Raw genomic sequence first — 23,425 nt, 5'->3', positions numbered from 1 at the left:
CTCCCGTGTCCCGAAACGTTGCCAGACGCTCGGAATACAGAAGAATCAACGCCATGCGCTTTGTCCACTAAAACTAAGCCGGACAGCAGTGGCCTTGTGCCGGGCATCCACGCCTTTGCTGAAGGCGATGCAGACAAGGCGTGGATGGCCCGGCCTTCGCCGCGCCGAAGCGGCTTCGGCCGCGCAGGCGGGACGAGCCCGGCCATGACAAGGGTCAGGTGCAAGCAACAAACCTGAAGACCGATGAACGTCGCGTAAGGAGCCCCCATGAACCATCCCTATCGCTGGGTGATCGTCGCGGCCGGCGGGCTGCTCGGCTGCGTCGCGGCGGGCGCGATGTTCTGCCTGCCCGTGTTCCTGCAGCCGATGGCGGCGGAGACCGGGTGGTCGATCACCGGCATCTCCACCGCGATGACCATCGGCTTTCTGGCGATGGCGGCGGCCAGCATGGTCTGGGGCAATCTGTCCGACCGGTTCGGGCCACGTCCTGTGGTGCTCGCCGGCTCCGCCATTCTGGCGACCAGCCTCGCGCTCGCCAGCCGCGCCGGTTCGCTGATCGAATTCCAATTGCTGTTCGGCGTGCTGGTCGGCGCCGCCACCGCCGCAGTGTTCGCGCCGATGATGGCCAGCGTCACCGGCTGGTTCGACACCCAGCGCGGCCTCGCGGTGTCGCTGGTCTCGGCCGGCATGGGCATGGCGCCGCTGACGATGGCGCCGCTTGCCGCCTGGCTGGTGACCGCCACCGACTGGCGCAACGCGATGCTGATCGTCGCCACCATCACCGCCACGCTGATGATCCCCGCCGCGCTGCTGGTGCGCCGCCCGCCGGCGTTGGATGCCGGTCCCGCGAGGCTTGGCGCCGATGCCACGCAAGGCGAGATGACGCTGAGCACGGCGGTGCGCTCGCCGCAATTCGCCACGCTGCTGCTGGCGAATTTCTTCTGCTGCGCGACGCATTCCGGCCCGATCTTCCACACCGTCAGCTACGCGGTGACCTGCGGCATCCCGATGATCGCCGCAGTGTCGATCTACAGCGTCGAAGGATTGTCCGGCATGTTCGGCCGGATCGGCTTCGGCGTCGCCGGCGACCGTTTTGGCGCGCAGCGCGTGCTGGTGCTCGGGCTGCTGGCACAGGCGTTCGGCGTGTTGTCGTATGCCTTCGTCAGCGGGCTCGGCGGCTTCTATGCGGTGGCGGTGGTGGTCGGCTTCATCTACGCCGGCACCATGCCGCTCTACGCCGTGATCATCCGCGAGAACTTTCCGCTGCGGATGATGGGCACCATCATGGGCGGCATCAGCATGGCCGGCAGCCTCGGCATGTCGACGGGCCCGCTGGTCGGTGGCATGATCTACGACCAGCTCGGCAGCTACGCGCCGATGTATATCGCCGCCTGCGGCATGGGCCTGACCGCGATGCTGATCCTCGCCGCGTTCCGGCCGTTCCCGCCTCGGCAGGCCGGGATGGCGCTGGCCTGAGCGCAGACTATCCAGCGCGCCCGTGCAGCCGCTCGTCGGGCGGCGCGATCTCGGTGACGAGGTCGCGCACCAGCGCCTTCTTCGGCAGCGGCGCCAGCGCCGTCATGCCCTCCTTGAGCCGCACCGTGCAGGCGTAGTCGACGTCGCCGTCGATCAGCATCATGCACTCCTTGCAGGCATTGGCGTTGATGCAGGAGTAGCGAAACGCCAGCGTCGGATCGGCGCTGAGGCGCAGCGCGCGCAGTCCGTCCAGCACCGATTGCCCCGCCTCGAACGACACCTCGAAGCTCTCGACCCGCGGCGCATCGCCGGGGCCGCCGCGCTGGATCTGCAGCGTCGCCTTCATGCCGCGGCCTTCCCGCTCGGCAGCGCACTCCGTGTCAGGCTCAACTCGCCGTTCGCCAACGTGATCATCTGATTCACTGTCCATGTCTCGTCGAGGCCCGGGTGATCCTCGCGCTGATGCGCGCCGCGGCTTTCGGTGCGCGCCAGCGCCGGCAGCGCGACCGATTGCGCCACCAGCACCATGTTGCGCAGGTCGAGCCAGTCGAGCAGTTCGGCATCATAGCCGCGCGGCGCCGCCCACGGGCCCTCGCCGACCTGCTGCTTCAACGCCGCGAGTCCGGCGATGCCGCGCCGCAGCCTGTCCTCGGTGCGGAACGGTCCGACCAGATCCGCCATCAGCGCCTGCAACTCGGTGATCAGCGCGGCAGGGTTGTCCCGCGAGCCCGCCTCTGTCCCGCGCAGCAGCTCGGCCGCCGGCTTTGCGGCTTCCGCCGACCATGCCGACGACTGCCGCGCTGCCCGGCGCGCGGCGCTGCGGCCGGCTTGTGCGCCGAACACGAAGGCTTCGGTGATCGCATTGCCCGACAGCCGGTTGGCGCCGTTGGCGCCGCCGACCGCCTCGCCACAGGCATAGAGGCCGGGCACCGCGGTTTCGAGCTCGGTGTCGACGCGAACGCCGCCCATGTGATAGTGCGCGATCGGCGCGACCTCGACCGGCGCGCGGGCAAGATCGATGCCGTTGGCGGCGAGCCGGTCGACCACCGGGCCGAAGGCGCGGCGGATCTCGGCTTCCGGCACGTGCTGGAAACTCAAGTAAGCGCCGCCGGCCGGGCTGCCGCGGCCGGCTTCGACTTCCTTGGTGATCGCGTAGGTCGCGAGATCACGGGTCAGCACGTAGCGGCCGTCACTGCGCGTGTCACGACTCGCGTAGTCCTCCTCGAACTCGCGCATCTGCGCATTGAGCAGCTTGCCGCCGAGCTTGTAGCGGAACGGATCCCACATGATCGGGTCCATGCCGACAAGCCGCGGCGCCAGATGCCCGATCGGAAAGAACTGCACGAACTCCATGTCGATCAGTTCGGCGCCGGCGCGCAGCGCCAACGCATAGCCGTCGCCGCTCATGTTGGACGACGCGCTGTTGCGCCGGTACAGCCGGGTCAGCCCGCCGGTCGCGATCACCACCGCCTTGGCGGCAATCGTCACGATCTCACCGGAGGTGACATGCAGCGCGGTCGCGCCGCAGGCGACGCCATCCTGCACGGCGATATCGACGATCGACAGATCGCCGATCCGGCGGATGCCGTGGGCATTGTTGAGCTGCGTCCGCAGCGTGCGCGACACTGCCGGACCGGTGGAGAGAAAATCCACATAGGCGCAGCGCGGCCGGTCGTGGCCCGGCGCCTGCGCCTGCTTGATATGGCCGTCCTCGCGCGCCCAGCCGACCTTCCACGCGTCCATCTCGCGCAGCCGGCGCGGCCCGTCCTCGCACAGCAGCGCTGCGAGGCTCGGATTGCAGAGCCCACGGCCTGCATTCAGCGTATCCGCGAGATGGTGTTCCCAATGATCCGGCGTCTGCTCGCCGAGCGCCGCCGCCACCGTCATCTGCGCCATCACGGTGGCGCCGCCGCGGCCGATCAGGCTGCGATCCGCCAGCAGCACCGAGGCGCCTTCGCACGCCGCTTCCAGCGCCGCATACATGCCAGCACCACCGGCTCCGATGATCAGAACGTCGGTCGCGAGGTGACTCGCTTCCTGACTTGTGTCGCGGACCGCGTTCGAACTCACCATTGTGGCGCCACCTCCCCGGCGCCGCACGGGCGCCATCAGCCGGACCGACACGGCACGACCTGACGGATTGTCTCGACACCGTCGCGGCAAGTCAAAGCATAGGAGACATGCGCGTCCCCGCTCCGCGACGACGATAGCCTTCGAGCTGGACTAGACGGATGTCGCGGCAATGCGCTGCCCGTTTCTTCAGCGACGTGCCTTCGCAATGAACTCGACCACACCCGACACGCCGAGTTTCGCGTAGATGCGTTTGATCTGGGATCGAATCGTCCCGACCGCGACCCGACGTCGATGCGCGATATCGGTCGGACGCAGGCCGCCGAGTAGTTCCGTCGCCACTTCGCGTTCGGCTGCCGTGAGGATCACCGCGATGTCCGGCAGGAGCTCGGCGGACCGCGGGGTCCAGATTGGCTCGATCACCAGCAGCACGGCCGCTTCGCTGAACGCCTCGCGATCGTGCCTCGGCATCGGCGTCAGCCGTACATGCAGCGACCGATCATGACTGTCGCTGATCGAGATCGAGCAACGTCGCCCGTCCGCCTGTAAGGGCTGCCCCGTCAGGCAGCCGATGCACGGTGCGAGCTGATGATCGAGGTCGATCGGCCCCGCCGTCCGCGGGCACGCCGCCACGGCCGTGGCCGAATTGCTGCAGCGAAGCCGCGACAGCCGCAGCGTCAGCAGCGCCCCCTCGGCCAACAGCGCCGCGGCGCCGGGCGACAGCTTCGTACAACGGCCATCGGTGTCGAGGATGACGCTGTAAAGCGACAGCGCATCGAGCGCCTCCACCGAGACACCTCCGCTGCTAACCGGCGACCGCGACATCACGATCACAGCCGTGTGGATTGGTGAATGCGTCTGACGCCTTCATGCACCACCTCTCACGCTTCTTTCCAACTTCGCCATCACGCGCCGCCTACATCAAGCTGCGCGCGGCGCGCGATCTCAATTCTGCAGCGAAGCAGCGAATTTGCTAATCCGACAATCTGCTACATCAATCTGGCATCGCGATCATCGATCGCGTCCGTCATGGCCGGGCTTGTCCCGGCCATCCACGCCTTTCCTGCGTTGCCGTCAGCAAGGCGTGGATGCCCGGCACAAGGCCGGGCATGACCCGTGGAGACGGAAGTGCCCAAATCTAAAGGCCGCATGTCCGGCCGGGCTCTGAGAAGCCCGGCGAAGCCGGGCGTCTCGAAGGATGGGGCCACGCATCCGTGCGGCCATGGTTCGAGACGGCGCTGCGCGCCTCCTCACCATGAGGTCGTGCCTGTGGTGACAGCTTCGGCGATCGCTCAGGCGGCCGTCGCCTCACGCCTGTGCGCGTAGTCCCAGCGCCTCGCTGTTGCGCATCGCGAACAACGCCGCCTGCGTCCGATTGGCAACGTTGAGCTTCTGGATGATGCCGGCGACCTGCGACTTGACGGTGAACACGCTCATGTCGCGCTCCTTGGCGATCTGGCGATTGCTCTTGCCGCTGGCGAGATAGGGCAGCAACTCCAGCTGCGACGGCGTCAGTTCGTGCAGCACCTGCGCTTCACGCGCCGGCGTGGTGATCGTCAGCGTCGGCGTGCCCCCCTGCGAGGCCGCGAGCGCGTCGACGATCGCGCCGCGCACGGCGCTGATCATCGCCACCTCGGCCAGCGCGGCCGCCACAGCACCCTGCCCGACCATCAGCGCCGACAACTCGCGACGACCGCCGAGCAGCACCGAAAGATCGATGTGCAACACCACGATGGCGTCGGGATCGTCCTCGCAGGGCGTTGCGACGATCAGGAAATGCTTGCGCTCGCCGTCCTCCTCGCGCCAGTTGACCGTCGCGAAGAAATCAATCGTTCTCTCGGCGAGGTTCTTGAAACCGCGTAGCAACTCCAGCGAATGCCGGTCGGGCCGGATGCAGGCGTCGAAGTAGCTCTTGCCGAGTTTGCTCGGTGGCCGCCCGGAGCCGGACACCTCTGACTCGTCGCTGACTTCGAGAATTCTGCCGTTGCGATCGATCATAAGGGCGCTGATACCGATCCCTTTAATGATCTTCGATAGGCTCGAGCCCAACATGATCTTGCGTCGAAATGAACGATCGAAATCCCACCGGCGCGCGCAGAACGGGCGAGCCGTGACTGGTAGTTGTGCGGAAAGCTAAAGTGACGTCGCGCGAGTCGTCATCCCCAATTTTGGCGACGCACTTGTTTCAACCGCGGTGCGGCCCTGGCCCGCGCGGTAACGACGGCGGTCGCGAACGAACTCGACACGCAGTGGCATCTCGCGATCCCCCTGGGTAATAGGAGCGGGTTCGGACGGCTGCGCCGACCATCCCGCGTCGGTTCGATCGAGCAGATCGCGGTACGCTTTCAGCGCAGCATAAAGCCGGTCCTCGGCGATCGCCTGGTCGGCCTTCGCGATTGTCTCGGCGGCCGCAGGCGTCTCGTCGAGAAGACGGCCGGCCGCTTCCCGATAGTTTTCGAGCGTCGCGCCGTCGCGCCGCAGATACAGCTTCTGCAGCCGCAGATAGACCTGCCGCAACGCCGTCTCGGCACGCTCTTCGAGCATGGTGTTGGCCTGGCGCAGCACCGGCGCGAACCCTTCGATCGAAAAGGTCGACGGCTCGGTCCAGCCATTGATCAGCGTGAGCGCCCCGATCTCGATCCGCTCGAACGGCTTGAGCGTGACCTTCAATCCGGATGGCGGCTTGCGCGCAGCACGCGGCGGCAGCATGGCGGCAGCAAGTTTCATCTCGGGCAAGGCCATCTCGGCTCTCCTGGGTTCAGGCAATCGAGCCGGCGGCTGAACCGCCGCCGGCTCGATCAGTTCCGTTAACGCAGCAGTTGCAGGACGCCCTGCTGCGACTGGTTGGCCAGCGACAGCGCCGACACCGCGATCGACTGGCGGGTCGACAGCGCCTGGCTGTTCGCTGCTTCCTCGTTGGTGTCGGCCAGCGTCAGGTTGGCGGAGCCGGTCTGCAGCACGTTGATCAGGCTCTTCGAGAAGTCCTGACGGGCCTGCACCACCGACAGGTTCGAACCGAACGCCGATGCCTGCGACCGCAGCGTGGTCGAGGCGGCGCTCAGCTTGTCGAGAACCGCATTGGTCGCCTTGTTGTCGATGAAGTCGACGCCCGACGACAGGTTCGACAGGCCGAGGCCGGTCGGGTCGAAGGTGACGCCCTGGATCGAAATCGTCGACTTGCCGGTCTCGTTGAACACCAACTTCAGCGTGTCGCCGTTGAGCAGGTTGACGCCGTTGAACGAGGCGTCCTGTGCCGTGGTCTTGATCTGGTTCAGGATGTCGTTGAACTGCTTGACCAACCCCGCGCGGGTGTTCTGCGCGTTGACGTCGGCGACCGGCGCTTGCGGCGTTGTGAAGGTCAGATTGGCCAGCGCCGAACCGCCGAGCACGCCACCCTCGTTGCCGCCGAGCGTGTGCGAGGCATAGTCGTTCGAGGTCGAGATCGTCAGCTTGCCGGTGGCGTTGTCGATTGCGGCCGTCATGTTGTTGGCGGCCAGCGCGACGTTGAGCTGAGCCAGCGACTTGACGGTGCCGTTGGTGCCGTCGCCGAAGGTGACGTTGACGCCGGCGCCGCCGTTGAACGACGTGAAGGTCAGCGACTTGCCGTTCAGGCTGCCGGCGCTGGCGCCGCGCGACGCGGTGAACGTCGTGTCGGTGCCACTCGGCCCGGTCAGGCCCAGCGCCGCCAACGCATTGCCGGTGCCGGTGATGCTGAGGTCGGACTGCAGGCCGGTCGAGATCTTCAGCATGCCGCTGGCGATCGACGAGTTCGCCGCACCATTGGCGGTCGAGATCACCGCGCCGGCATTGCCGAGCGTCGCCTTGCGAACGCCGGTCGCCAGGTCGATCGCCTTCATGACGTCGTCGAGGTCGCCCTTCTGCAGGTAAACCGTCGAATTGCCGTTGCCGTCGGTTTCGACGTTACCGGAAATGCCGGTGTGCGAGGCCGATGCGGTCGGCACTGCGGCGTTCTTGAAGGTGATGGTGTGGCCGTTGACGTTGAGCGTCGAGCCATCCTGGATCAGCGTGCCGAGCGAATTGCCATTGGTGGTGCGCTGCTTGGTAAGGGTCAGCGGACCGGAGCCGCTCGCGGTGGTCAGGCCGAGATTGGCCAGCAGGTCGGTCGGGCCGGTCAGGTTGAGGTCGGCGCCGGTCGAACTGCGGATGGTGACGATACCACCGCTGACATCCGACGCGGTCTGACCCGATGCGGTGTTGGTGGAGATGGTCGCCACACCGTTCGAGATCGACGCGGCCTTGACGCCGTTGGCAAGATCGATCGCGGTCAGCAGGTCACCGACGGTGGCGTTGGTGAACTTGTCCTGGTTGCCGAGGTAGATCGTCGAGTTGCCGTTGCCGTCGGTGCCGATGCGGCCCAGCACACCGGTGCCGCTGGGAATATTGTTGCCCTGCGGTGCGTCCGAGGTCTTGAAGGTGATGGTCTTGCCGTTGACGGTGAGCTGGGTGCCGTCGGCAATCGCCGTCGTCGACAGGCCACCATGGCTGTTGAACAGCTGGGTGTCCGCAGTGATGTTGGCCGCCGGCGAAGCCGACGCCGCGGTGTCCACCTTGCCGGTTGCGGCGGTCAGGCCCAGCTTGGCAATCACGGTGCCACCGGCATTGTCGCTGATCGTCAGCGGGCTGTTGGTGCCCGAGTGCAGTTCGAGCTTGCCGCCCGTCACCGTCGACGCCGTCGAACCGCCGGCGTTGTTGTTGATGGTGTCGACCGTCTTCAGCAACGACGTCAACGTCTGGTCGATGCCGATCGTGTAGTTGCCTTCGGAATCCGCCTTCGCGGCACCGGCGGTGGTGAAGGTGATGGTCTTGCCGTTAACGGTGATCGCGTCGCCGGCAGCCGGCCCGGTAGCAGTGTCGGTCAGGCCGTTGGTCAGTTCGCTGATCTTGTTGGCGCCGGTCGCAGCGGTGCCGGAGGTGCCGACCGTCAGCCCGTTGGCGGCGAGACCGCTGTTGTCGGCCGCCGCGACGACCGTCTTGGCCGAGCCGGCGATGCTGACCAGCGTGCCGCCGAGCGTGTCGGACCCGGACGCCGCGGTGGCGCCGCCGGCGGTGCCGTCGAAGATCACGTTGCTGCTGGCGACCGCGTTGCTGAAGCTCTGGGTGCCGCGCAGGTCGTCGGCGGTCGCGCCCGAGATGGTCGCCGAGACGTTCGACTTGGTGGCGTAGCCCGAGGTGGTCTGCAGCGCCTGGTTGGCGATCGACTTGGCGCTGTCGACCAGCTTGGTCAGCGAGGTGATGCCGGTGTTGGCCGCCTGCAGGATCTGCACGCCATTACCGATGCCATCGAGCAGGTTGTTGATGTCGCTGGCGCGCGAGTCGAGCGACGCCGCGGTGAAGAAATTCGTCGGATTGTCGAGCGCCGTGTTCACCTTCTTGCCGGAGGACAGGCGGCTTTGCGTGGTGGCGAGCAAGTCGGCCGTGGCCTGAAGCGACGAGAGGTTCTGGCGGACGGCATTGGAGAGGACGATACCTGACATGGACGTTTGCCTTTCTGGGCAATGGCGTGTCGTTGCGCCGAACTTTTCTGTCGGCTCGTCATCTTTGGGTGGGCCGCGCAAATGATCGTTGAAGCGGCCGACGTCCGTTCGGACGTCGGCTTCACCCGATTGGACGTGCCGGGCGTAACGCTTCGTTTGGCTGCGGTTCGGGCACCCGGGCCTGCGGCACCAGCGGCAGACGGATCCAACGGTGCTTCGGAACAGCGGCTGTCGGATGTCGGGCGCGCGGCCGGCTCCGCGCCGCACATTGAGCTTGATCAGTGCTCGACTTAGGGTAGTCGGGCACTGGTCCCTATTGATGCCGATGACACGCAAATCGATTGCAACTGCCACCCACGCGCCGCTCCTGCTCGGCGCGACCCTGCTGCTGTTCATCGTGATTGCGGGCGCGCTGTTCCTGAACCTGATGCGGCTGCGCGACAGCTTCTCCTGGGTGCAGCACACCAACGACGTGCTGCTGGCGATCTCCGGTATCCAGCGCGCCGTTTTGGAAGCCGAAACCAACGAGCGCGGCTATCTGCTCACCGGCATCGAGAGCTACAACGAAGGCTATCGCCGCGCCCATGAAGCGGTCGGGTCCCGGCTCGACAGCCTGCGGGCGTTGGTGGGCGACGATCCCGCCCATGTGGCGCGCGTCGACGAATTGCGACTGTTCGTGGACATGCGCACCGCTCAACTCGGCCGCGTTATCGAGCTCGGCCCGGAGCGGATGCGAGAGGCGCTGGATATTCTCGAACAGGCGCGCACCGATCAGCTGACCGAGCGGGTCGAAGCGAGTTTGACGACGCTGACCCGCGTCGAACAGGGGCTGCTGACCGAGCGGATGCACAAGCACGACCGCGAGAGCCTTGCGGCGGCGCTGATCACCGCCTGCCTATTGATTCTCGCCGTCGGCAGCGCCGCGATCGCGGCGTTCCTGCTCGAGCATCAACGCGCGGCAGCGCGGCAGCAGGAAGCCGACCAGCGGCTGCAGGATTTGCAGGCCGAACTGATGCGGGTGGCAAGGCTCAGCACCATGGGGGAAATGTCCAGCGCGCTGGCGCACGAACTCAATCAGCCGCTCGGCGCCATCACCAATTATGTGCAGGGGTCGCGCCGGCTGATCGAAGCCAGCAGCCATCCCGACAAGGCCAGGATCGGCGCGGCGCTCGACAAGGCGGCGCAGCAGACGCTGCGCGCCGGCGCGGTGATCCAGCGGCTGCGCGACTTCGTCGGCCGCGGCGAGACCGACAAGAGCGTCGAGAGCCTGCGGGCGATCGCCGAGGACGCGCTGGCGCTCGCCTCGGTCGTCACCCGCGACCGTCCGGTCGACGTGTCGCTGACGCTCGACCCGGCAACCGACCGCGTGCTGGTCGACAAGGTCCAGGTGCAGCAGGTGTTTCTCAACCTGATCCGCAACGCCTTCGAGGCGATGCGCGACGAGCGGGAGCGTCGCCTCACCATCGCCAGCCACCCGGCAGCGGGCAGCATGGTCGAGATCGTCGTCGCCGACACCGGCCCGGGCCTCGATGCCCGGATCGCTGAACGCATGTTCCAGCCGTTCGCCACCACCAAGACCGACGGCATGGGCATCGGCCTGTCGATCTCGCAAACCATCATCCAGGCCCACGGCGGCTCGATCGCCGCCTCGACACTGCCGGAAGGCGGCACCGTGTTCAGCTTCACCCTGCCACGGGCGGATGCGGAACAGCAATCGGTGCCAGCGGTGGACGTCGCGGCGGGATGAACGAAGAGGTCAAGCGATAACCCACTGGTTCGCTGCTTGCGTCCCTCAGCTTCGCGGGAAACTCAGTCGGAAGTATCTGGCACTCACGTCTCCGCACGTCATGCCCGGCACTCGGGTCCGGCTTCGCCGGCCCGAGCACAGGCTCTTGTGACGGGCATCCACGCCTTGCTGACGGAAACGCCGAAAAGGCGTGGATGGCCGGGACAAGCCCGGCCATGACGGACGTTGTCAGCAACTAAGCGGTTTGAAATCGGTTGAGCTGGGCATTTGAAGACGACTGTCACGACGACGACCGCGTCGTGTGGTGACGTCTGTTCCTACTCGGCGCGCTCCCGCCGAGGTGTTAGTTCGGCGATCCGCTCTGCGAAGTGGTCGTATAGGCCGATCTGCGCCGGGCCGGCTTGCGCGCGGCAGGCGGCGAGCGCTGCTGTCGCGGCGTGTGCGTCGCCGGCCGCGAGCGCCGTCAGCAGTTCGGCGTGGCTCTGCTTCAATGCTGTGAAGCGCGAGGTAGTCGCCAGCGTCTCGTCGCCGGCGAGCGCGTAGAGACGCGTCGGCTTGGACTTGCCCTTCAGCATGATCTCGCCGGCTTCGAGCAGCGCCAGGCCGGGCGCTGCGCGGGCGACGTCGTCGGACACCAGGATGTCGCTGCGGAATTCCTTCGAGGCGCTCTCGATGCGCGCCGCGACGTTCACCACGTCGCCCATCGCCGAGTAGTTAAAGCGCTTGGCCGAGCCCATATTGCCGACGCAGGCGGTGCCGGTGTTGATGCCGATCCCGATCCGCACCAGCGGGTCGGCAAGCCCCCTCGCCGCGAAGCCGAACGCGTCGGCATCGTTGAGCCGCTCGACCACCGCGCGCATCTGCAGCGCGGCGCGGCAGGCGCGCGCGGCGTGATCCGGCACGTCGACCGGCGCGTTCCAGAACGCCATGATCGAGTCGCCGATGTATTTGTCGATGGTGCCGAGCTCGTCCTGGATCGCATCCGACAGCGGCGACAGCAGCGTGTTGATGAAATCGACCAGCTCGGTCGCACTCAACGTTTCGGAGATCGGCGTGAAGCCGCGCACGTCCATGAACATCACGCTGAGCTCGCGCATCTCGCCGCCGAGCCGCATCGCCTCGGTCGATGTTTCGAGCTTGGCGAGCAGTGCCGGCGCGAGGTACTGCCCGAACGCCTGCCGGACGAAGGTCTTTTCGCGCACCGAGGCGACGTGCAGCACGCGCTCGACCGCCACATAGGTCGCCAGCGTGGCCAGCGACGGATACACCGGATCGATCAGCAGCCGGAAATGCGAGAACGCGACCCACGAGCCGCCGATCGCGCCGAGGAACACCACGCCGCAGGCGATCAGCGAGAACCGCGCGCCGGCGACCAGCAGCAGCGCCGTCACCAGCGAGCCGAGCAGAAGCGTCAGCACGATCTCGAAACCGTCGGCCCAGTCCGGCCGCTCGAGAAAGTCCTGCGAGATGATCTGCTCGATCAGTTGCGCGTGAATCGTCACGCCCGGCACGACCTGGCCGAGCGGCGTGGCGCGGGCGTCGAGCAGACCGGAGGCCGAGGTGCCGACCAGCACGATCATGCCCTCGAGCTGTTCGCGCATCTGCGCGTCCTTCGCCGGGTCGAGCACGTCCTTGACCGACACGGTGCGGTCCGGCTGCTCGCGGTGATAATACACCCAGACCTCGCCGTCGCGCGTCAGCGGCAATTTGAACTGGCCGACCCGCATATCGACCAGCGCGGCGCGGCCGGTATCGGCGTCGCCGCTGGCGCCGGTGCCGCGTACCACGATGCCCTTCTGGTTCTGCGCCACCCGCAGCGCCTCGATCGCCAGGCTCGGATACACCTGCTTGCCGTCCGACATCAGCATCGGCAGCCGCCGCACCACACCGGAATCGTCGCGCGCCGACAGATTGATGGCGCCGGTTCCGGCGGCGGCCTGATCCAGCAGCGGCAGATTGGACACCGCGCCGCGGAACGGCGGCAGCACCTGGGTCGGCGTCACGCCGACCACCGCCAGCCCGGCCTTAACCGTCGGCCGCGTCGCATTCGGCGCCCGGGTCGCAACGAAGCCCAGCACGGTCGGCGTCGCCTGCATGGCCTGCGCGAAGCTCGCGTCGTGATCCGGTAGGCTATTCAGCAGCGCGATCGTGAGATCGCGATCGGGCAGATCGGCGGTGCCGAGTTCGTTGGCGAGCCGCCCTGGTGTGGTGCGATCGGGCTCGGAGAAGACGATGTCGTAAGCGACCACACCGGCGCCGAGTTCGCCGAGTCGCCTGGTCAGCGCCGCCAGCCGCGTCCGCGGCCACGGCCACTGCCCGAACGCCGCCAGCGAGGCTTCGTCGATGTCGACGATCCGCACTGGCAGATCTGCGACCGGCCGCGGCGACAGCCGCTGATACGCGTCGAAGGCGCGCTCCTTGGTCTCGTTGACGAGCCGCGGATCGTAGGCGCGCAGCGCAGTCAGCAGCAGCAACGTGGCCAGAGCCGCCGCGACCGCCCTCACCGACTTGCTGCGGCCGAGCCGCCGCAGCCGCAACCACGCCGTCGCGACGCGGCTCCGCACCGGATGCGCGCCGCGACTTAGCCGCCGCATCGCGCGCCCCGCTTCGATTCGGCAGGCCGGCTACCGCGCTGCGGGAGCGACCACGCGCGATGATGATGACGGAACCGGTCCATGCGATCGAACGTTGTGGCAGCAGATACGGCCCGGATGATCCGGACCGAACCGATAGACGTCGCGATGTTAGGAAGATCTGCCGGGTCTGGCCACTGCTTTCGCGGCCTGACCACGGCCCTCCTCCCGGCGCGACGCAGCGATGAGGGGGCGAGGCGATGCTGCGCAGGGAATCCCGTGGCGAGCGATTGGGTTCGCTGATCGCTCTCGCGATGTTGCCGCTGGCCGCGATCGCAACCTACGCCATGACGACGCGCGCGAACGGCCATACCCATCTGCAGCAGATCGCCGACGAAGCCGCCATCGCTGGTGTTCATGCCCTCGCCGCCAGCGATCACGCGACCGCCGCCGGCCGTCAGGCCGCCACCTCGGTGGCCGCCCGGCGCGCGATCGGCGATCGCTCCGCGACGATCCGGTCCGTGACGCCGTCCGCGGACCGGATGTCGGTCTCGATCGAAATCGTCGACCCCGCCACCAAGGCCGAGGCAACCGCGACCGCCCGCTATTTGCCACCCGGCGTTCGGCCGGCCGGGCAGCAAGCCGCGGCGATCTCCGGTCGGGCCAGTCCGGTGGCGCATCGGTTCTGAGCCGCGCCCTGATCGGCCGCGGCGATTACTTCATCTTCGCCGCGAAGATCCCGGAGCCGAGATAGTTGGTGCCGGTGAGCCCGACCGCCCCGCCCATTTCGCCGACCGGGCTCGAGACGCCGCGGAAGAAGCTGCCGGTCAGCGCCATCTGCCGTTCGCCGGTGTTGCCCGCCAGCGCCCCGGTGAAATTGCGCGGGTCCTGCATGAATTGCACCTGGCCGGCGTAGTTGGTGTTGTCCAGCCCGGTCACCGTGACTTGGCCGGTTCGCGATCCGAAGTTCACCGTATTGCTGAAATCGGCCGAGGCGACGTAGCTGCTGCCGTTGTTCTCGATATGGGCGATGACGTGACCGCCGTAAGTCGCCTGGCCCTGCGTCGGCACCTCCCCGACCGTGGTCGGCCGGCCCGCCACCCAGAATCCGAGCGCCGTGTCGTAATATTGCTGCTGCGTGCTCTGGCTCCCCCACAGGCCCCAGCGCGTGTAGTCGCACTCGCAGAAGTTCGTCGTGGTCGAGCCGTTGTCGGGGGCGAGCGTCCGCGCGGTCTGCTGAGTCACCGTGACCATGACGCCCGTGTGGTTGGTGATCGCCATGCCGTTGATGGTCGACAACGGCTTGCCGGTCTTGTCGTGGGCGGCACTGCCGCCGAAATTGTTGTAGTCGGCATAAGCGCTTTGCGGGTCGAGCGACGGATCGGTCGAGCCGAACTGATAGGACACGTCGGACGGCAGATAGGCCGAATCCGGCGGTTGCGCGACCTGAGCGTTGAAATTGGCCTGCATCCGTCCCGACGCCCCATCGAGCGCAATCGTCGCCGTGCCGCCAATCACACCGGTCGAAGACCGAGTTTCGAAATCATTCACGAACGTCTTCATCAGACCAGTGACGAAGCCGGTCAATGACAGCGATGGCGGCGGCGGCGGCGGTGGTGGCGGTGGTGGCGGCGGTGGCGGCGGCGGCGGCGGTGGTGGCGGTGGTGGCGGCGGTGGCGGTGGGGGTGGCGGCGGAGGCGGAGGCGTCGGGTGTTGCTCGATCTCCTGCAGCACCGCGGCCTGCTGGGTCGAGGTCTGGATCGTTTGGGTCAGCGTCGAGGCGACCGGCGGCGGCGGAGGTGGCGGCGGCGGTGCCGGCGTCAGCGAACCAGCCACCGAGCCGCCGGGCGTGCCGGTGGCGCGGGCTTCGGCGCGCCGCACATTGGCGGGCGACGCCGTGCCGCGCGCGACGCCGCCGCTCTGCCCGCTGCCGCTCTGGAACAGCTGGATCTGGCTCAGCACGAAATTCGGCGGCGGCGGCCCGGGTGGTGATGGCGCCTGCCCGCGTTGCAGGGCCGTGTACTCGCCGGGACTGAGCGAGACCGTGACCCCGCCCGCCGACACCGTCAGGGCGCCGTAGCCGGCATAGACGTGGCCGGTGCCGATCAGCGCCACGCCGCCGCGGATGCCGACGGTGGCAGACGCCGTCTTGATCTCGGCGTCGCCGCTGTGGCTGATCTGGCCGCCGACGAAGCGCAGCGCGCCCTTCCCCAGCGTCGCCGCCAGCTTGCCGCGCCCGGCATTCGGGTCATAGACGTATTCGTCGATGGTGAGATCGCTGTTCGGGCCGATCGTCATCGACGTCTTGTCGACGAACAGCAGCTGCACCGACCCTGCCGAGGTGGTCTGAATCCGCTCCTTGTGGGTGATCGAGGCGCCGATGGAGATGGTGCGCATATTCGCGGTGGCGTTCGGATTGACCGCGGAAGCCTTGCCGACCTCCTGCGCCAGCGCGCTCGTCCCGAGCAGCGCGACCGTCAATGCGGCGAGCAAGCTTGGACCAACCCAAGCACGGACTCTCGTCATTGCGAGCGAAGCGAAGCAATCCATGACGCCGCGCGCCGTGGCCTGGATTGCTTCGTCGCTGCGCTCCTCGCAATGACGGCGGTGGGAAGTTGATCCGATCTCGCGCATCACCACCCTCCTCAAAACCGCAGCGTCGGGCCGACCGAGGCCGACAGATTGTCGGTGCGGTAGTTCGGCAGGTTGGAGTCGATCTTGGTGTAGGTCACCTGGGTGCGCAGGCCGATATTGTCGACCAGCTGCGCATCGAAGATCACGCCGTAACGATATTCCTGGTCGCGACGCGCGATCGTCGGATCGACGATGAAGTTCGGCGCGTCGTAATTGGCCTGGCTGAAACCCGCCGTCGGTGCGAACACGAAGGCGCGCGGCGCGCCGAACACCGGCAGCACGAATTCGAACGGCAGCGCAACGTCGATCGAGTAGCGCTTGTAGCTGTTGTAGTCGGCGACCGCCTTGTTGCTGTCGAAGCCGGCGCGCGTCGTCCAGTGCAGCCCGCCCCAGCGGAAATCCGTCAGGATCGCGGCGGTCAAAAGATCGCCGGTCTGGTCGCCGGCCGTCGGGAAGTAGTTCGAGTCGCTGAAGCGGCGATGACGGGTTTCGACATAGCCCTCGACCAGGCCGAGACCGCCGATCTGCGTCCGCGCCGACAGACCGCCGCCGAGCGCGTTGAAGTAGCTGTAATCGCCGAGCCAGACCTTGTCGCCGATCGCGTAGTACTTGAACGAGGAGTCCTGGCCGAGGCCGACGCGATGACCGGCGGTGACTTCGATGAAGCCGAGGTTGAACTGGCTCTGCGTCATCTGCCGCGAGTTCAGGCCCAGGAAGGTCGTCTCGATCGCGTCGCCGCGCAGATTGAGCTTGTAGGCATAAGCCGCCGCGACCGACTGGAACGCGTTCCAGTCCGGCTTCTTGCCGTAGCGCGGATCGAGGATGGCGTCCTGGCCGAGCGCGCGCACCTGCAGATCGTTCGGGCCGAGATTGGCGTTGGTCTGGTAGCGGATGCCGGAATGCATAAACACGCTGTATTCGTAAGGCGCCAGCCGCCGATCGATCTCCGACAGATACGCCATCACCTGGGCGCGAATATCGGCCGGCACGTTGCTGCCCTTGATGGCGTCGAGCAGATAGCCGCGCGCGATCTCGTAGGACGCCAGCTTGAAGTACAAGACACCGAGTTCGAGCTTCACCCGCGGCAGATCCGGATTGAAGAACAGCATGCGCTCGAGCGCGCCGATCGCCGCCTCGTAGTCGCCGCGCGCCACCGCCTCGTGGGCGAATTTGAAGCTGACGTCGAGGTCGGATGGCCGCTGATACATCTGCGCGAACAGCGCGTCGTAGTCCGGCTGAACCGCCGACACCGGCACCGGTTTGGCCGCGCTTTGCTGCGCGGAAGCGCCCGACACGGCGACACCCAACGCCGCCAGCAGGCCCAACATGGTGGCTCGTAACGTCACGCAGCACCCCGAAATCAAATGTGCTCGAAACCAATTGCTCGTCGCACGAGCTAATTGGTCGGGATTTTGCTGAGAACGTTCGTGCTAGGGTACCGTTTTCTACGTCATCCCCGCGCGATTACCCGCGGTCGTGGCTTTTGTGTCACGCGGGACACGCCGCTCCTGTCCTGAAACCGAACGAGATCACACAACGCGGCGCGGATTTGAGCATCCGTCGGGCCGCGCTTGGTGCTGAGCCGGACCATTTCTGTGACGGAGATTCCGCGCCCGCCCGGCTGCATGGCTTGGCCGAGGCCCTGCGCAAGAGCCGTGGGCTGCACGGCGATGACGAGAGCCACAGCCTCGGCCCGCGTCAGCAGCGTCCGGCAGCGTCGTCGTTCAGATCCCGGCACGGTCGAAAGCCCGTCCTCGAGGGGGGCGGCACGAACGCCGATCCACTCGACGCGTGTCTGGCAGAGCGCAGCGGTGCGGTGACGCCATGCCCTCCACGCATCGCCCGATCTGAATTTGGCGATGGCCGGCCGGACGCGATCCGCGTACGACCACGTCAGCCGCACCATGAGGAAGCCATCGATGCGCATCGTCGACGTCTGCGAGATCACCAAGCCGATCGCCTCCCCGATCCGCAACGCCTATATCGACTTCTCCAAGATGACGACGAGCCTCGTCGCGGTGGTGACCGACGTCGAGCGCGACGGCCGCCGTGTCGTCGGCTACGGCTTCAACTCCAACGGCCGCTACGGCCAGGGCGGCCTGATCCGCGAACGGTTTCGCGGCCGCATCCTCGAGGCCGAGCCCGCCAGCCTGCTGAACGAGGCCGGCGACAATCTCGATCCGCACAAGATCTGGGCCGCGATGATGACCAACGAGAAGCCCGGCGGCCACGGCGAGCGCTCGGTCGCGGTCGGCACGCTCGACATGGCGATCTGGGACGCCGTCGCCAAGATCGCCGGCCAGCCGCTGTTCCGGCTACTCGCCGAACAGCACGGCCGCGACGCCGACCCGCGGGTGTTCGTCTACGCCGCCGGCGGCTACTACTACCCCGGCAAGGACGACGGTGCGCTGCGCGCCGAGATGCGCGGCTATCTCGACCGCGGCTACAATGTCGTCAAGATGAAGATCGGCGGCGCGCCGATCGCCGACGACCAGCGCCGCATCGAAGCGGTGCTGGCCGAGATCGGCAGCGACGCGCGGCTCGCAGTCGACGCCAACGGCCGGTTCGATCTGGAAACCGGCATCGCTTACGCCAAGATGCTGCGGCAGTATCCGCTGTTCTGGTACGAGGAAGTCGGCGACCCGCTCGACTACGCGCTGCAGGCGGCGCTGTCCGAATTCTACTCGGGCCCAATGGCCACCGGCGAGAACCTGTTCTCGCATCAGGACGCACGCAACCTGCTGCGCTACGGCGGCATGCGGCCGGACCGCGACTTTCTGCAGTTCGACTGCGCGCTGTCCTACGGCCTGGTCGAATATCTACGCACGCTCGACGTGCTGAAGCAATTCGGCTGGTCGCCGTCACGCTGCATCCCGCACGGCGGCCACCAGATGTCCCTCAACATCGCCGCCGGCCTCGGCCTCGGCGGCAATGAGAGCTACCCCGACCTGTTCCGGCCCTATGGCGGCTTCCCCGACGGCGTGAAGGTCGAGAACGGCCACATCACCATGCCCGACCTGCCGGGCATCGGCTTCGAGGGCAAGTCGGATTTGATCAAGGTGATGCGGGAGTTGGCGGAGTGAGCACGGGGGCAAGCGCCGTCTGTCGCACGATCCACATGCACTGCGTCCTCATCCTGAGAGCCTGGTCGGAAAATATCGGCCGCGTTTCCGTCATTGCGAGCGAAGCGAAGCAATCCAGAGGCCGCGAATTGAGCCTCTTCTGGATTGCTTCGTCGCTTCGCTCCTCGCAATGACGACATTCAAGGTCGCATTTTGCGGCTCGAGTTTCCGGCCAAGTTCTGAGGAGCCCGGCGCAGCCGGGCGTCTCGAAGGATGGGGCCACGCGGCGCCCTTGGCCCATGGTTCGAGACGGCGCTACGCTCCTCCTCACCATGAGGCCGTGGTTGTGGCATCCGCCTCGATGGTCAGCTTGATTTCATCAGAAGCCGATCAGCTCTAGACTGCGTCCAACAGGCCCGTGCAATCCGAACCTCCGCGCGCAACACGACACCAGGAAACGCCATGCCCGCCCAGCAAACCGCCCCCCCGACGCATCCATTCGAGATCCGCCACGCCATCAACATCGCCGCGCCGATCGAGGCCGTGTTCGACTACGTCACCAATCCGAAGTCGTGGCCGGAATGGCTGCCCTCCTCGCACGCGCTGGAATGCGAGAACCGCCCGATGCGCTTCGGCGACACCTTCCACGAACACTGGTCGACCCGCACCGGCCCGGTCGACCTCGCCTGGCTGGTCATCGCCTGCGACCGCCCGACGCTGTGGATCGGCATGACCTACACCAGCTTCATGGGCCCGGTGGTGGTGCACTACACGTTCGAACAGGTCGATGGCCGCACCCGCTTCACCCGCATCCTCCGCAACCCGGCCAGGCCGAAGCCACCGACCGCGGAGATGGTCGAGCGGATGAGCGCGGAGGCGGAGCTGGGATTGGGGAATATCAAGAGGATTGTGGAGACTAGATAGCTGCACCGCGCCCAAGAGCTTGACCTGAAACTTATGCAGTAAACACGAGCCGCGTTTTCCGTCATTGCGAGCGAAGCGAAGCAATCCAGAGGCCGCAAATTTGGCCAATCCTGGATTGCTTCGTCGCTTCGCTCCTCGCAATGACGAAAATTACGGCCGCATTTCCCAGACCGAATTTTCGGTCAGGCGCTAAGCCTGCACCACGACCGACAACCGCCCCGCTCGGCCCGCCGCCTTCCGGCGCGGAGCGGGCTTCACGGTGACCTGCACGTCTTGGCCCAGCAGAGTGAGAAATTCCATCAAGCGACCAATCGAAATCGACGTCGGCCGACAGCGCATCAGCGCGGAGATTTGCGGCTGCGTGGTCCCGAGAAGCTTCGCAGCTGCACCCTGAGTCATGCCGCGCTCGGAGAGCAGTTTGTAGATCTGGACGGTCAGTTGGGCCTTCACCAGTTCCTGTTCGGAATCGGCAAAGCCGAGATCGGCGAACACGTTGCCGCTGCTGATTTCATGAGTTTTCATGGTCCGCCTTCCTGTGCAGTTCTTCAGCGAACTTCAATCGCGATCTGACCAGCTCAATATCTCGCAGCGGTGTCGCGCTGCCCTGCTTCGACTTCTTCTGAAAGACGTGTAGTACGTAGATGGCCGATGCGAAGCGAACGGTATAGACCGCGCGGTAGGTCCCGCTTCGATCATCTTCAATCAACTCCAACACGCCGGCGCCGCCGAATCCCCTCAGCACTTTGGCGATGGGCGGCGCTACCCCCATTTGCGCCGCAAATAGAGCCGTGCCGAAACTCCGGCGAACACTTTTCGGAAGAGTCTGCATGTCGCGACGACTGGACGATATCCAGACTAAGCGCTTCGGAGGATAATCGAACACCGGGGCACCTATATAAATTATTATATAAACGAATTCAAGTCTGACGGTGCAGGAAACGCGCATTCGGATCGGTTGACAACCTCACAACTCCGGCTTATATTCCTATCCATCCCGTTCGCGAGGGGCGCTTCTCGAGGGCGCTTGCGAGGCGGAGCGGGATACGGCGTCCTGCGTGACGTGCCTCGCAAGCACGCGCCCGGGAGGTTGAGGGTCACCGTCCGCCGCTACTACGAGCGGCCGCCGCTTCAGAGGCTGGACGGGTCGGGTGGAGGCCGGGGAAAGCCCGCAAGCTCGCTCGGTCCCGGAAGAGCGGTCCTTCAACCCAAAATCGCCGGGGTGGCGCGCCGCAAGGCGACGCGCGGTTCGCGATCTTCGCTCCTCGCGCGGGCGAAGGCCGGATCGCGACACGACCAACGCCGCGTCTTGCGGCGCGCCGCCGCCCCTCATTTTTGGGGCGGCCCTCCGGGCAAAGCTCGGGCGCGTTGCGCCGCGAGGCTGCGGAGCCGTGGCTGTTTGACAGTGTCGGTTACACGAAAGCCGTCATGCGCGGGCTTGACCCGCCTGCGAGGCCGGAGCCCCTCCGGCGCGGCGAAGGCCCGCGCATCCATCGTCCGCGCAGCGGACCAATGGTGATGGCGACTTTTGACGAAGGGGATGGACGCCGGGTCAAGCCCGGCAATGACGTATTGTGATGGCGCGTAGCACGCGGCCTCACGCCAGCTTCTTCACGTCCTTGATCTCCGAGAAGATGATGCCTTCGGCGCGATCCCGCGTGTAGCCGAGATAGAATTCGTTCTTGGCGAGATACACCGGGTCGCCGTCGACGTCGTCGGCGATCGAGGAGTTGTTGGCGGTGATGAAGGTGTCCAGCTTCTTGCGGTCCTCGGCGGAGATCCAGCGCGCGAGCTGGAATTCGGAGACTTCGAAGTCGACCGGCAGCTGATACTCGGCTTCGAGCCGCGCTTTCAGCACGTCGAGCTGCAGCGGCCCGACGACGCCGACCAAAGCGGGCGCGCCGTCGCGCGGGCGGAACACCTGAACGACGCCCTCCTCCGACATCTGCTGCAGCGCTTCCTTCAGCTTCTTGGCCTTCATCGCATCGCCGAGCCGGACGCGGCGGACGATTTCCGGCGCAAAGCTCGGCACGCCGACGAAGGTGACGTCCTCGCCCTCGGTCAGCGTGTCGCCGATCCGCAGCGTGCCATGGTTGGGAATGCCGACGACGTCGCCGGCGAAGGCTTCGTCCGCCACCGAGCGGTCCTGCGCGAAGAAGAACTGCGGCGCCGACAGGCTCATGTTCTTGCCGGTGCGGACCAGCTTGGCCTTCATGCCGCGCGTCAGCTTGCCGGAGCACAGCCGCGCGAAGGCGATGCGGTCGCGGTGGTTGGGATCCATGTTGGCCTGGATCTTGAACACGAAGGCGCTCATCTTGGCCTCGTCGGCCTCGACCTTACGCAGGTTGGATTCCTGGGCGCGCGGCGGCGGCGCGTAGCGGCCGAGGCCTTCCAGGAGATCGCCGACGCCGAAATTGCGCAGCGCCGAGCCGAAATACACCGGCGTCAGATGGCCCTCGCGAAACGCCTCGAGGTCGAACGGCTTGCAGGCCTCGGTGGCGAGCTCGAGCTCCTCCTTCACCGCGGCGACGTCGAGATTGGCGTTGCGCTTGCCGAGGTCCTCAATGGTGATCTGCTCGGCCGCGCCGGTCTTGGCGCCGCCGCCTTCCAACAAGCGGATGCCGCCGCTGAGCACGTCGTAGGTGCCGAGGAAATCGCGACCGCGTCCGACCGGCCAAGTCATCGGCGTGGTGTCGAGCGCCAGCGTCTTCTCGATCTCGTCCAGAATATCGAAGGTGTCGCGGCTCTCACGGTCCATCTTGTTGATGAAGGTGATGATCGGGATGTCGCGCAGCCGGCAGACCTCGAACAGTTTTCGCGTCCGCGCCTCGATGCCCTTCGCCGCGTCGATCACCATCACGGCCGAGTCGACCGCGGTCAGCGTCCGGTAGGTGTCTTCCGAAAAGTCTTCGTGGCCCGGGGTGTCGAGCAGGTTGAAGACCAGGTTGTCGAACTCGAAGGTCATCACCGAGGTGACCACCGAGATGCCGCGGTCGCGCTCGATCTTCATCCAGTCCGACCGCGTGTTGCGGCGCTCGCCCTTGGCCTTGACCTGGCCGGCGAGATTGATGGCGCCGCCGAACAGCAGCAGCTTTTCGGTCAGCGTGGTCTTGCCGGCGTCGGGATGCGAGATGATCGCGAAGGTGCGCCGCCGCGCCACTTCATGGGCGAGCGAAGACGGGGTCGAGGACGGCGCGTCGGCCGGAACAGCGGTGTCGGACATACTCAGCCTGTGGCAGGGAAAGCCGGCGCAATCAAGGGCTTCCGGCGGGTCGCTGCGCGCCCGGTTGCGCGGCGCAGCGGCGTGTCTCATATAGAGGTTCGAGGACGACCTCAAAATCACCTTTCGGCCGGGACGACCCGGCCTCCTCGCGAACCGCGCCAAGCGCCGGCGCCATCCTGCTGGATGGCCTCACGAATTTCCCGTGACACCGGATTGTGCGCAAG

The 23,425-nt window shown here is 66.5% G+C and carries 18 protein-coding genes; 5 read left to right on the top strand and 13 right to left on the bottom strand.

Annotated features, from left to right (window positions below):
• The first annotated feature begins 267 nt into the window (after nt 1-267).
• Nucleotides 268-1,476, top strand: coding sequence for an MFS transporter (locus tag D4Q52_RS22760; RefSeq protein ID WP_119858854.1), 1,209 nt, complete (start codon nt 268-270; stop codon nt 1,474-1,476).
• 7 nt (nt 1,477-1,483) lie between these two features.
• On the opposite strand, the gene D4Q52_RS22755 is transcribed toward D4Q52_RS22760, so the two are convergent.
• From D4Q52_RS22755 to D4Q52_RS22730, 6 genes are all read right to left on the bottom strand, one after another.
• On the bottom strand, nt 1,484-1,822 hold the full coding sequence (locus tag D4Q52_RS22755) for a 2Fe-2S iron-sulfur cluster-binding protein (RefSeq protein WP_119858853.1): 339 nt from the start codon (nt 1,820-1,822) through the stop codon (nt 1,484-1,486).
• Entirely contained in the window at nt 1,819-3,549 is a 1,731-nt protein-coding gene (locus D4Q52_RS22750) for an FAD-binding protein (protein ID WP_119858852.1), read from the bottom strand. Before D4Q52_RS22750 ends, D4Q52_RS22755 begins: the two co-directional genes overlap by 4 nt.
• 186 nt (nt 3,550-3,735) lie before the next feature.
• Nucleotides 3,736-4,335 (bottom strand): helix-turn-helix transcriptional regulator, encoded by a 600-nt coding sequence (locus tag D4Q52_RS22745; RefSeq protein WP_234831295.1) that lies wholly within the window; start codon nt 4,333-4,335, stop codon nt 3,736-3,738.
• A 519-nt stretch (nt 4,336-4,854) separates the two neighbouring features.
• Nucleotides 4,855-5,544, bottom strand: coding sequence for a helix-turn-helix transcriptional regulator (locus D4Q52_RS22740; protein ID WP_234831294.1), 690 nt, complete (start codon nt 5,542-5,544; stop codon nt 4,855-4,857).
• Between the two features lie 135 nt (nt 5,545-5,679).
• Nucleotides 5,680-6,288: a flagellar biosynthesis repressor FlbT gene (locus tag D4Q52_RS22735; RefSeq protein ID WP_119858849.1), complete on the bottom strand. Its 609-nt coding sequence runs from the start codon at nt 6,286-6,288 to the stop codon at nt 5,680-5,682.
• Nucleotides 6,289-6,353: 65 nt separating this feature from the next.
• The gene (locus D4Q52_RS22730) at nt 6,354-9,041 is read right to left on the bottom strand and encodes a DUF1522 domain-containing protein (protein ID WP_119858848.1); all 2,688 of its coding nucleotides are present in this window, start codon (nt 9,039-9,041) and stop codon (nt 6,354-6,356) included.
• A 325-nt stretch (nt 9,042-9,366) separates the two neighbouring features.
• Here D4Q52_RS22730 and D4Q52_RS22725 point away from each other — a divergent pair, with 325 nt between their 5' ends.
• Nucleotides 9,367-10,788: a sensor histidine kinase gene (locus tag D4Q52_RS22725; RefSeq protein WP_119858866.1), complete on the top strand. Its 1,422-nt coding sequence runs from the start codon at nt 9,367-9,369 to the stop codon at nt 10,786-10,788.
• A 317-nt stretch (nt 10,789-11,105) separates the two neighbouring features.
• Here the strand turns inward: D4Q52_RS22725 and D4Q52_RS22720 are convergent, their stop codons facing one another.
• Nucleotides 11,106-13,382, bottom strand: coding sequence for a CHASE2 domain-containing protein (locus D4Q52_RS22720; protein ID WP_119858847.1), 2,277 nt, complete (start codon nt 13,380-13,382; stop codon nt 11,106-11,108).
• A gap of 239 nt (nt 13,383-13,621) precedes the next feature.
• On the opposite strand from D4Q52_RS22720, the gene D4Q52_RS22715 reads away from it, so the two are divergent.
• Complete coding sequence (locus D4Q52_RS22715) at nt 13,622-14,050, top strand: hypothetical protein (protein ID WP_147407845.1); 429 nt, start codon at nt 13,622-13,624, stop codon at nt 14,048-14,050.
• 25 nt (nt 14,051-14,075) lie between these two features.
• Here the strand turns inward: D4Q52_RS22715 and D4Q52_RS22710 are convergent, their stop codons facing one another.
• The 3 genes from D4Q52_RS22710 to D4Q52_RS22700 all read right to left on the bottom strand — a co-directional run bounded on the left by D4Q52_RS22710 (nt 14,076) and on the right by D4Q52_RS22700 (nt 17,946).
• Entirely contained in the window at nt 14,076-15,887 is a 1,812-nt protein-coding gene (locus D4Q52_RS22710; protein WP_119858865.1) for a FecR domain-containing protein, read from the bottom strand.
• A gap of 119 nt (nt 15,888-16,006) precedes the next feature.
• Complete coding sequence (locus D4Q52_RS22705; RefSeq protein ID WP_119858845.1) at nt 16,007-17,341, bottom strand: tetratricopeptide repeat protein; 1,335 nt, start codon at nt 17,339-17,341, stop codon at nt 16,007-16,009.
• A 104-nt stretch (nt 17,342-17,445) separates the two neighbouring features.
• On the bottom strand, nt 17,446-17,946 hold the full coding sequence (locus D4Q52_RS22700) for a hypothetical protein (protein ID WP_147407844.1): 501 nt from the start codon (nt 17,944-17,946) through the stop codon (nt 17,446-17,448).
• Here D4Q52_RS22700 and D4Q52_RS22695 point away from each other — a divergent pair.
• Together D4Q52_RS22695 and D4Q52_RS22690 are read left to right on the top strand one after the other, a co-directional pair.
• Nucleotides 17,915-19,078 (top strand): mandelate racemase/muconate lactonizing enzyme family protein, encoded by a 1,164-nt coding sequence (locus D4Q52_RS22695; RefSeq protein ID WP_119858843.1) that lies wholly within the window; start codon nt 17,915-17,917, stop codon nt 19,076-19,078. The genes D4Q52_RS22700 and D4Q52_RS22695 overlap by 32 nt on opposite strands.
• 441 nt (nt 19,079-19,519) lie before the next feature.
• Nucleotides 19,520-19,981, top strand: a complete 462-nt coding sequence (locus D4Q52_RS22690) for an SRPBCC family protein (protein ID WP_119858842.1) — start codon at nt 19,520-19,522, stop codon at nt 19,979-19,981.
• Between the two features lie 189 nt (nt 19,982-20,170).
• Here the strand turns inward: D4Q52_RS22690 and D4Q52_RS22685 are convergent, their stop codons facing one another.
• From D4Q52_RS22685 to D4Q52_RS22670, 3 genes are all read right to left on the bottom strand, one after another.
• Entirely contained in the window at nt 20,171-20,503 is a 333-nt protein-coding gene (locus tag D4Q52_RS22685; protein WP_119858841.1) for a helix-turn-helix domain-containing protein, read from the bottom strand.
• Nucleotides 20,490-20,864, bottom strand: coding sequence for a type II toxin-antitoxin system RelE/ParE family toxin (locus D4Q52_RS22680; RefSeq protein WP_425328510.1), 375 nt, complete (start codon nt 20,862-20,864; stop codon nt 20,490-20,492). Before D4Q52_RS22680 ends, D4Q52_RS22685 begins: the two co-directional genes overlap by 14 nt.
• A gap of 711 nt (nt 20,865-21,575) precedes the next feature.
• Nucleotides 21,576-23,201, bottom strand: coding sequence for a peptide chain release factor 3 (locus D4Q52_RS22670; protein ID WP_119858838.1), 1,626 nt, complete (start codon nt 23,199-23,201; stop codon nt 21,576-21,578).
• Between the last annotated feature and the right edge of the window lie 224 nt (nt 23,202-23,425).

Source organism: Rhodopseudomonas palustris, assembly GCF_003591005.1.
Lineage (GTDB): Bacteria > Pseudomonadota > Alphaproteobacteria > Rhizobiales > Xanthobacteraceae > Rhodopseudomonas > Rhodopseudomonas palustris_K.
The sequence above is the reverse complement of the archived record's forward strand: the minus strand, read 5'-3'. Positions and strand labels throughout refer to the sequence as shown.

Bases quoted from the DNA above. Each gene is read 5' to 3' on its own strand.
- D4Q52_RS22670 (WP_119858838.1), bottom strand. From the start codon at position 23,201: ATGTCCGACACCGCTGTTCCGGCCGACGCGCCGTCCTCGACCCCGTCT.
- D4Q52_RS22690 (WP_119858842.1), top strand. From the start codon at position 19,520: ATGCCCGCCCAGCAAACCGCCCCCCCGACGCATCCATTCGAGATCCGC.
- D4Q52_RS22685 (WP_119858841.1), bottom strand. From the start codon at position 20,503: ATGAAAACTCATGAAATCAGCAGCGGCAACGTGTTCGCCGATCTCGGC.
- D4Q52_RS22750 (WP_119858852.1), bottom strand. From the start codon at position 3,549: ATGGTGAGTTCGAACGCGGTCCGCGACACAAGTCAGGAAGCGAGTCAC.
- D4Q52_RS22720 (WP_119858847.1), bottom strand. From the start codon at position 13,382: ATGCGGCGGCTAAGTCGCGGCGCGCATCCGGTGCGGAGCCGCGTCGCG.
- D4Q52_RS22760 (WP_119858854.1), top strand. From the start codon at position 268: ATGAACCATCCCTATCGCTGGGTGATCGTCGCGGCCGGCGGGCTGCTC.
- D4Q52_RS22725 (WP_119858866.1), top strand. From the start codon at position 9,367: ATGACACGCAAATCGATTGCAACTGCCACCCACGCGCCGCTCCTGCTC.
- D4Q52_RS22755 (WP_119858853.1), bottom strand. From the start codon at position 1,822: ATGAAGGCGACGCTGCAGATCCAGCGCGGCGGCCCCGGCGATGCGCCG.
- D4Q52_RS22710 (WP_119858865.1), bottom strand. From the start codon at position 15,887: ATGACGAGAGTCCGTGCTTGGGTTGGTCCAAGCTTGCTCGCCGCATTG.
- D4Q52_RS22695 (WP_119858843.1), top strand. From the start codon at position 17,915: ATGCGCATCGTCGACGTCTGCGAGATCACCAAGCCGATCGCCTCCCCG.
- D4Q52_RS22715 (WP_147407845.1), top strand. From the start codon at position 13,622: ATGCTGCGCAGGGAATCCCGTGGCGAGCGATTGGGTTCGCTGATCGCT.
- D4Q52_RS22740 (WP_234831294.1), bottom strand. From the start codon at position 5,544: ATGATCGATCGCAACGGCAGAATTCTCGAAGTCAGCGACGAGTCAGAG.
- D4Q52_RS22730 (WP_119858848.1), bottom strand. From the start codon at position 9,041: ATGTCAGGTATCGTCCTCTCCAATGCCGTCCGCCAGAACCTCTCGTCG.
- D4Q52_RS22735 (WP_119858849.1), bottom strand. From the start codon at position 6,288: ATGGCCTTGCCCGAGATGAAACTTGCTGCCGCCATGCTGCCGCCGCGT.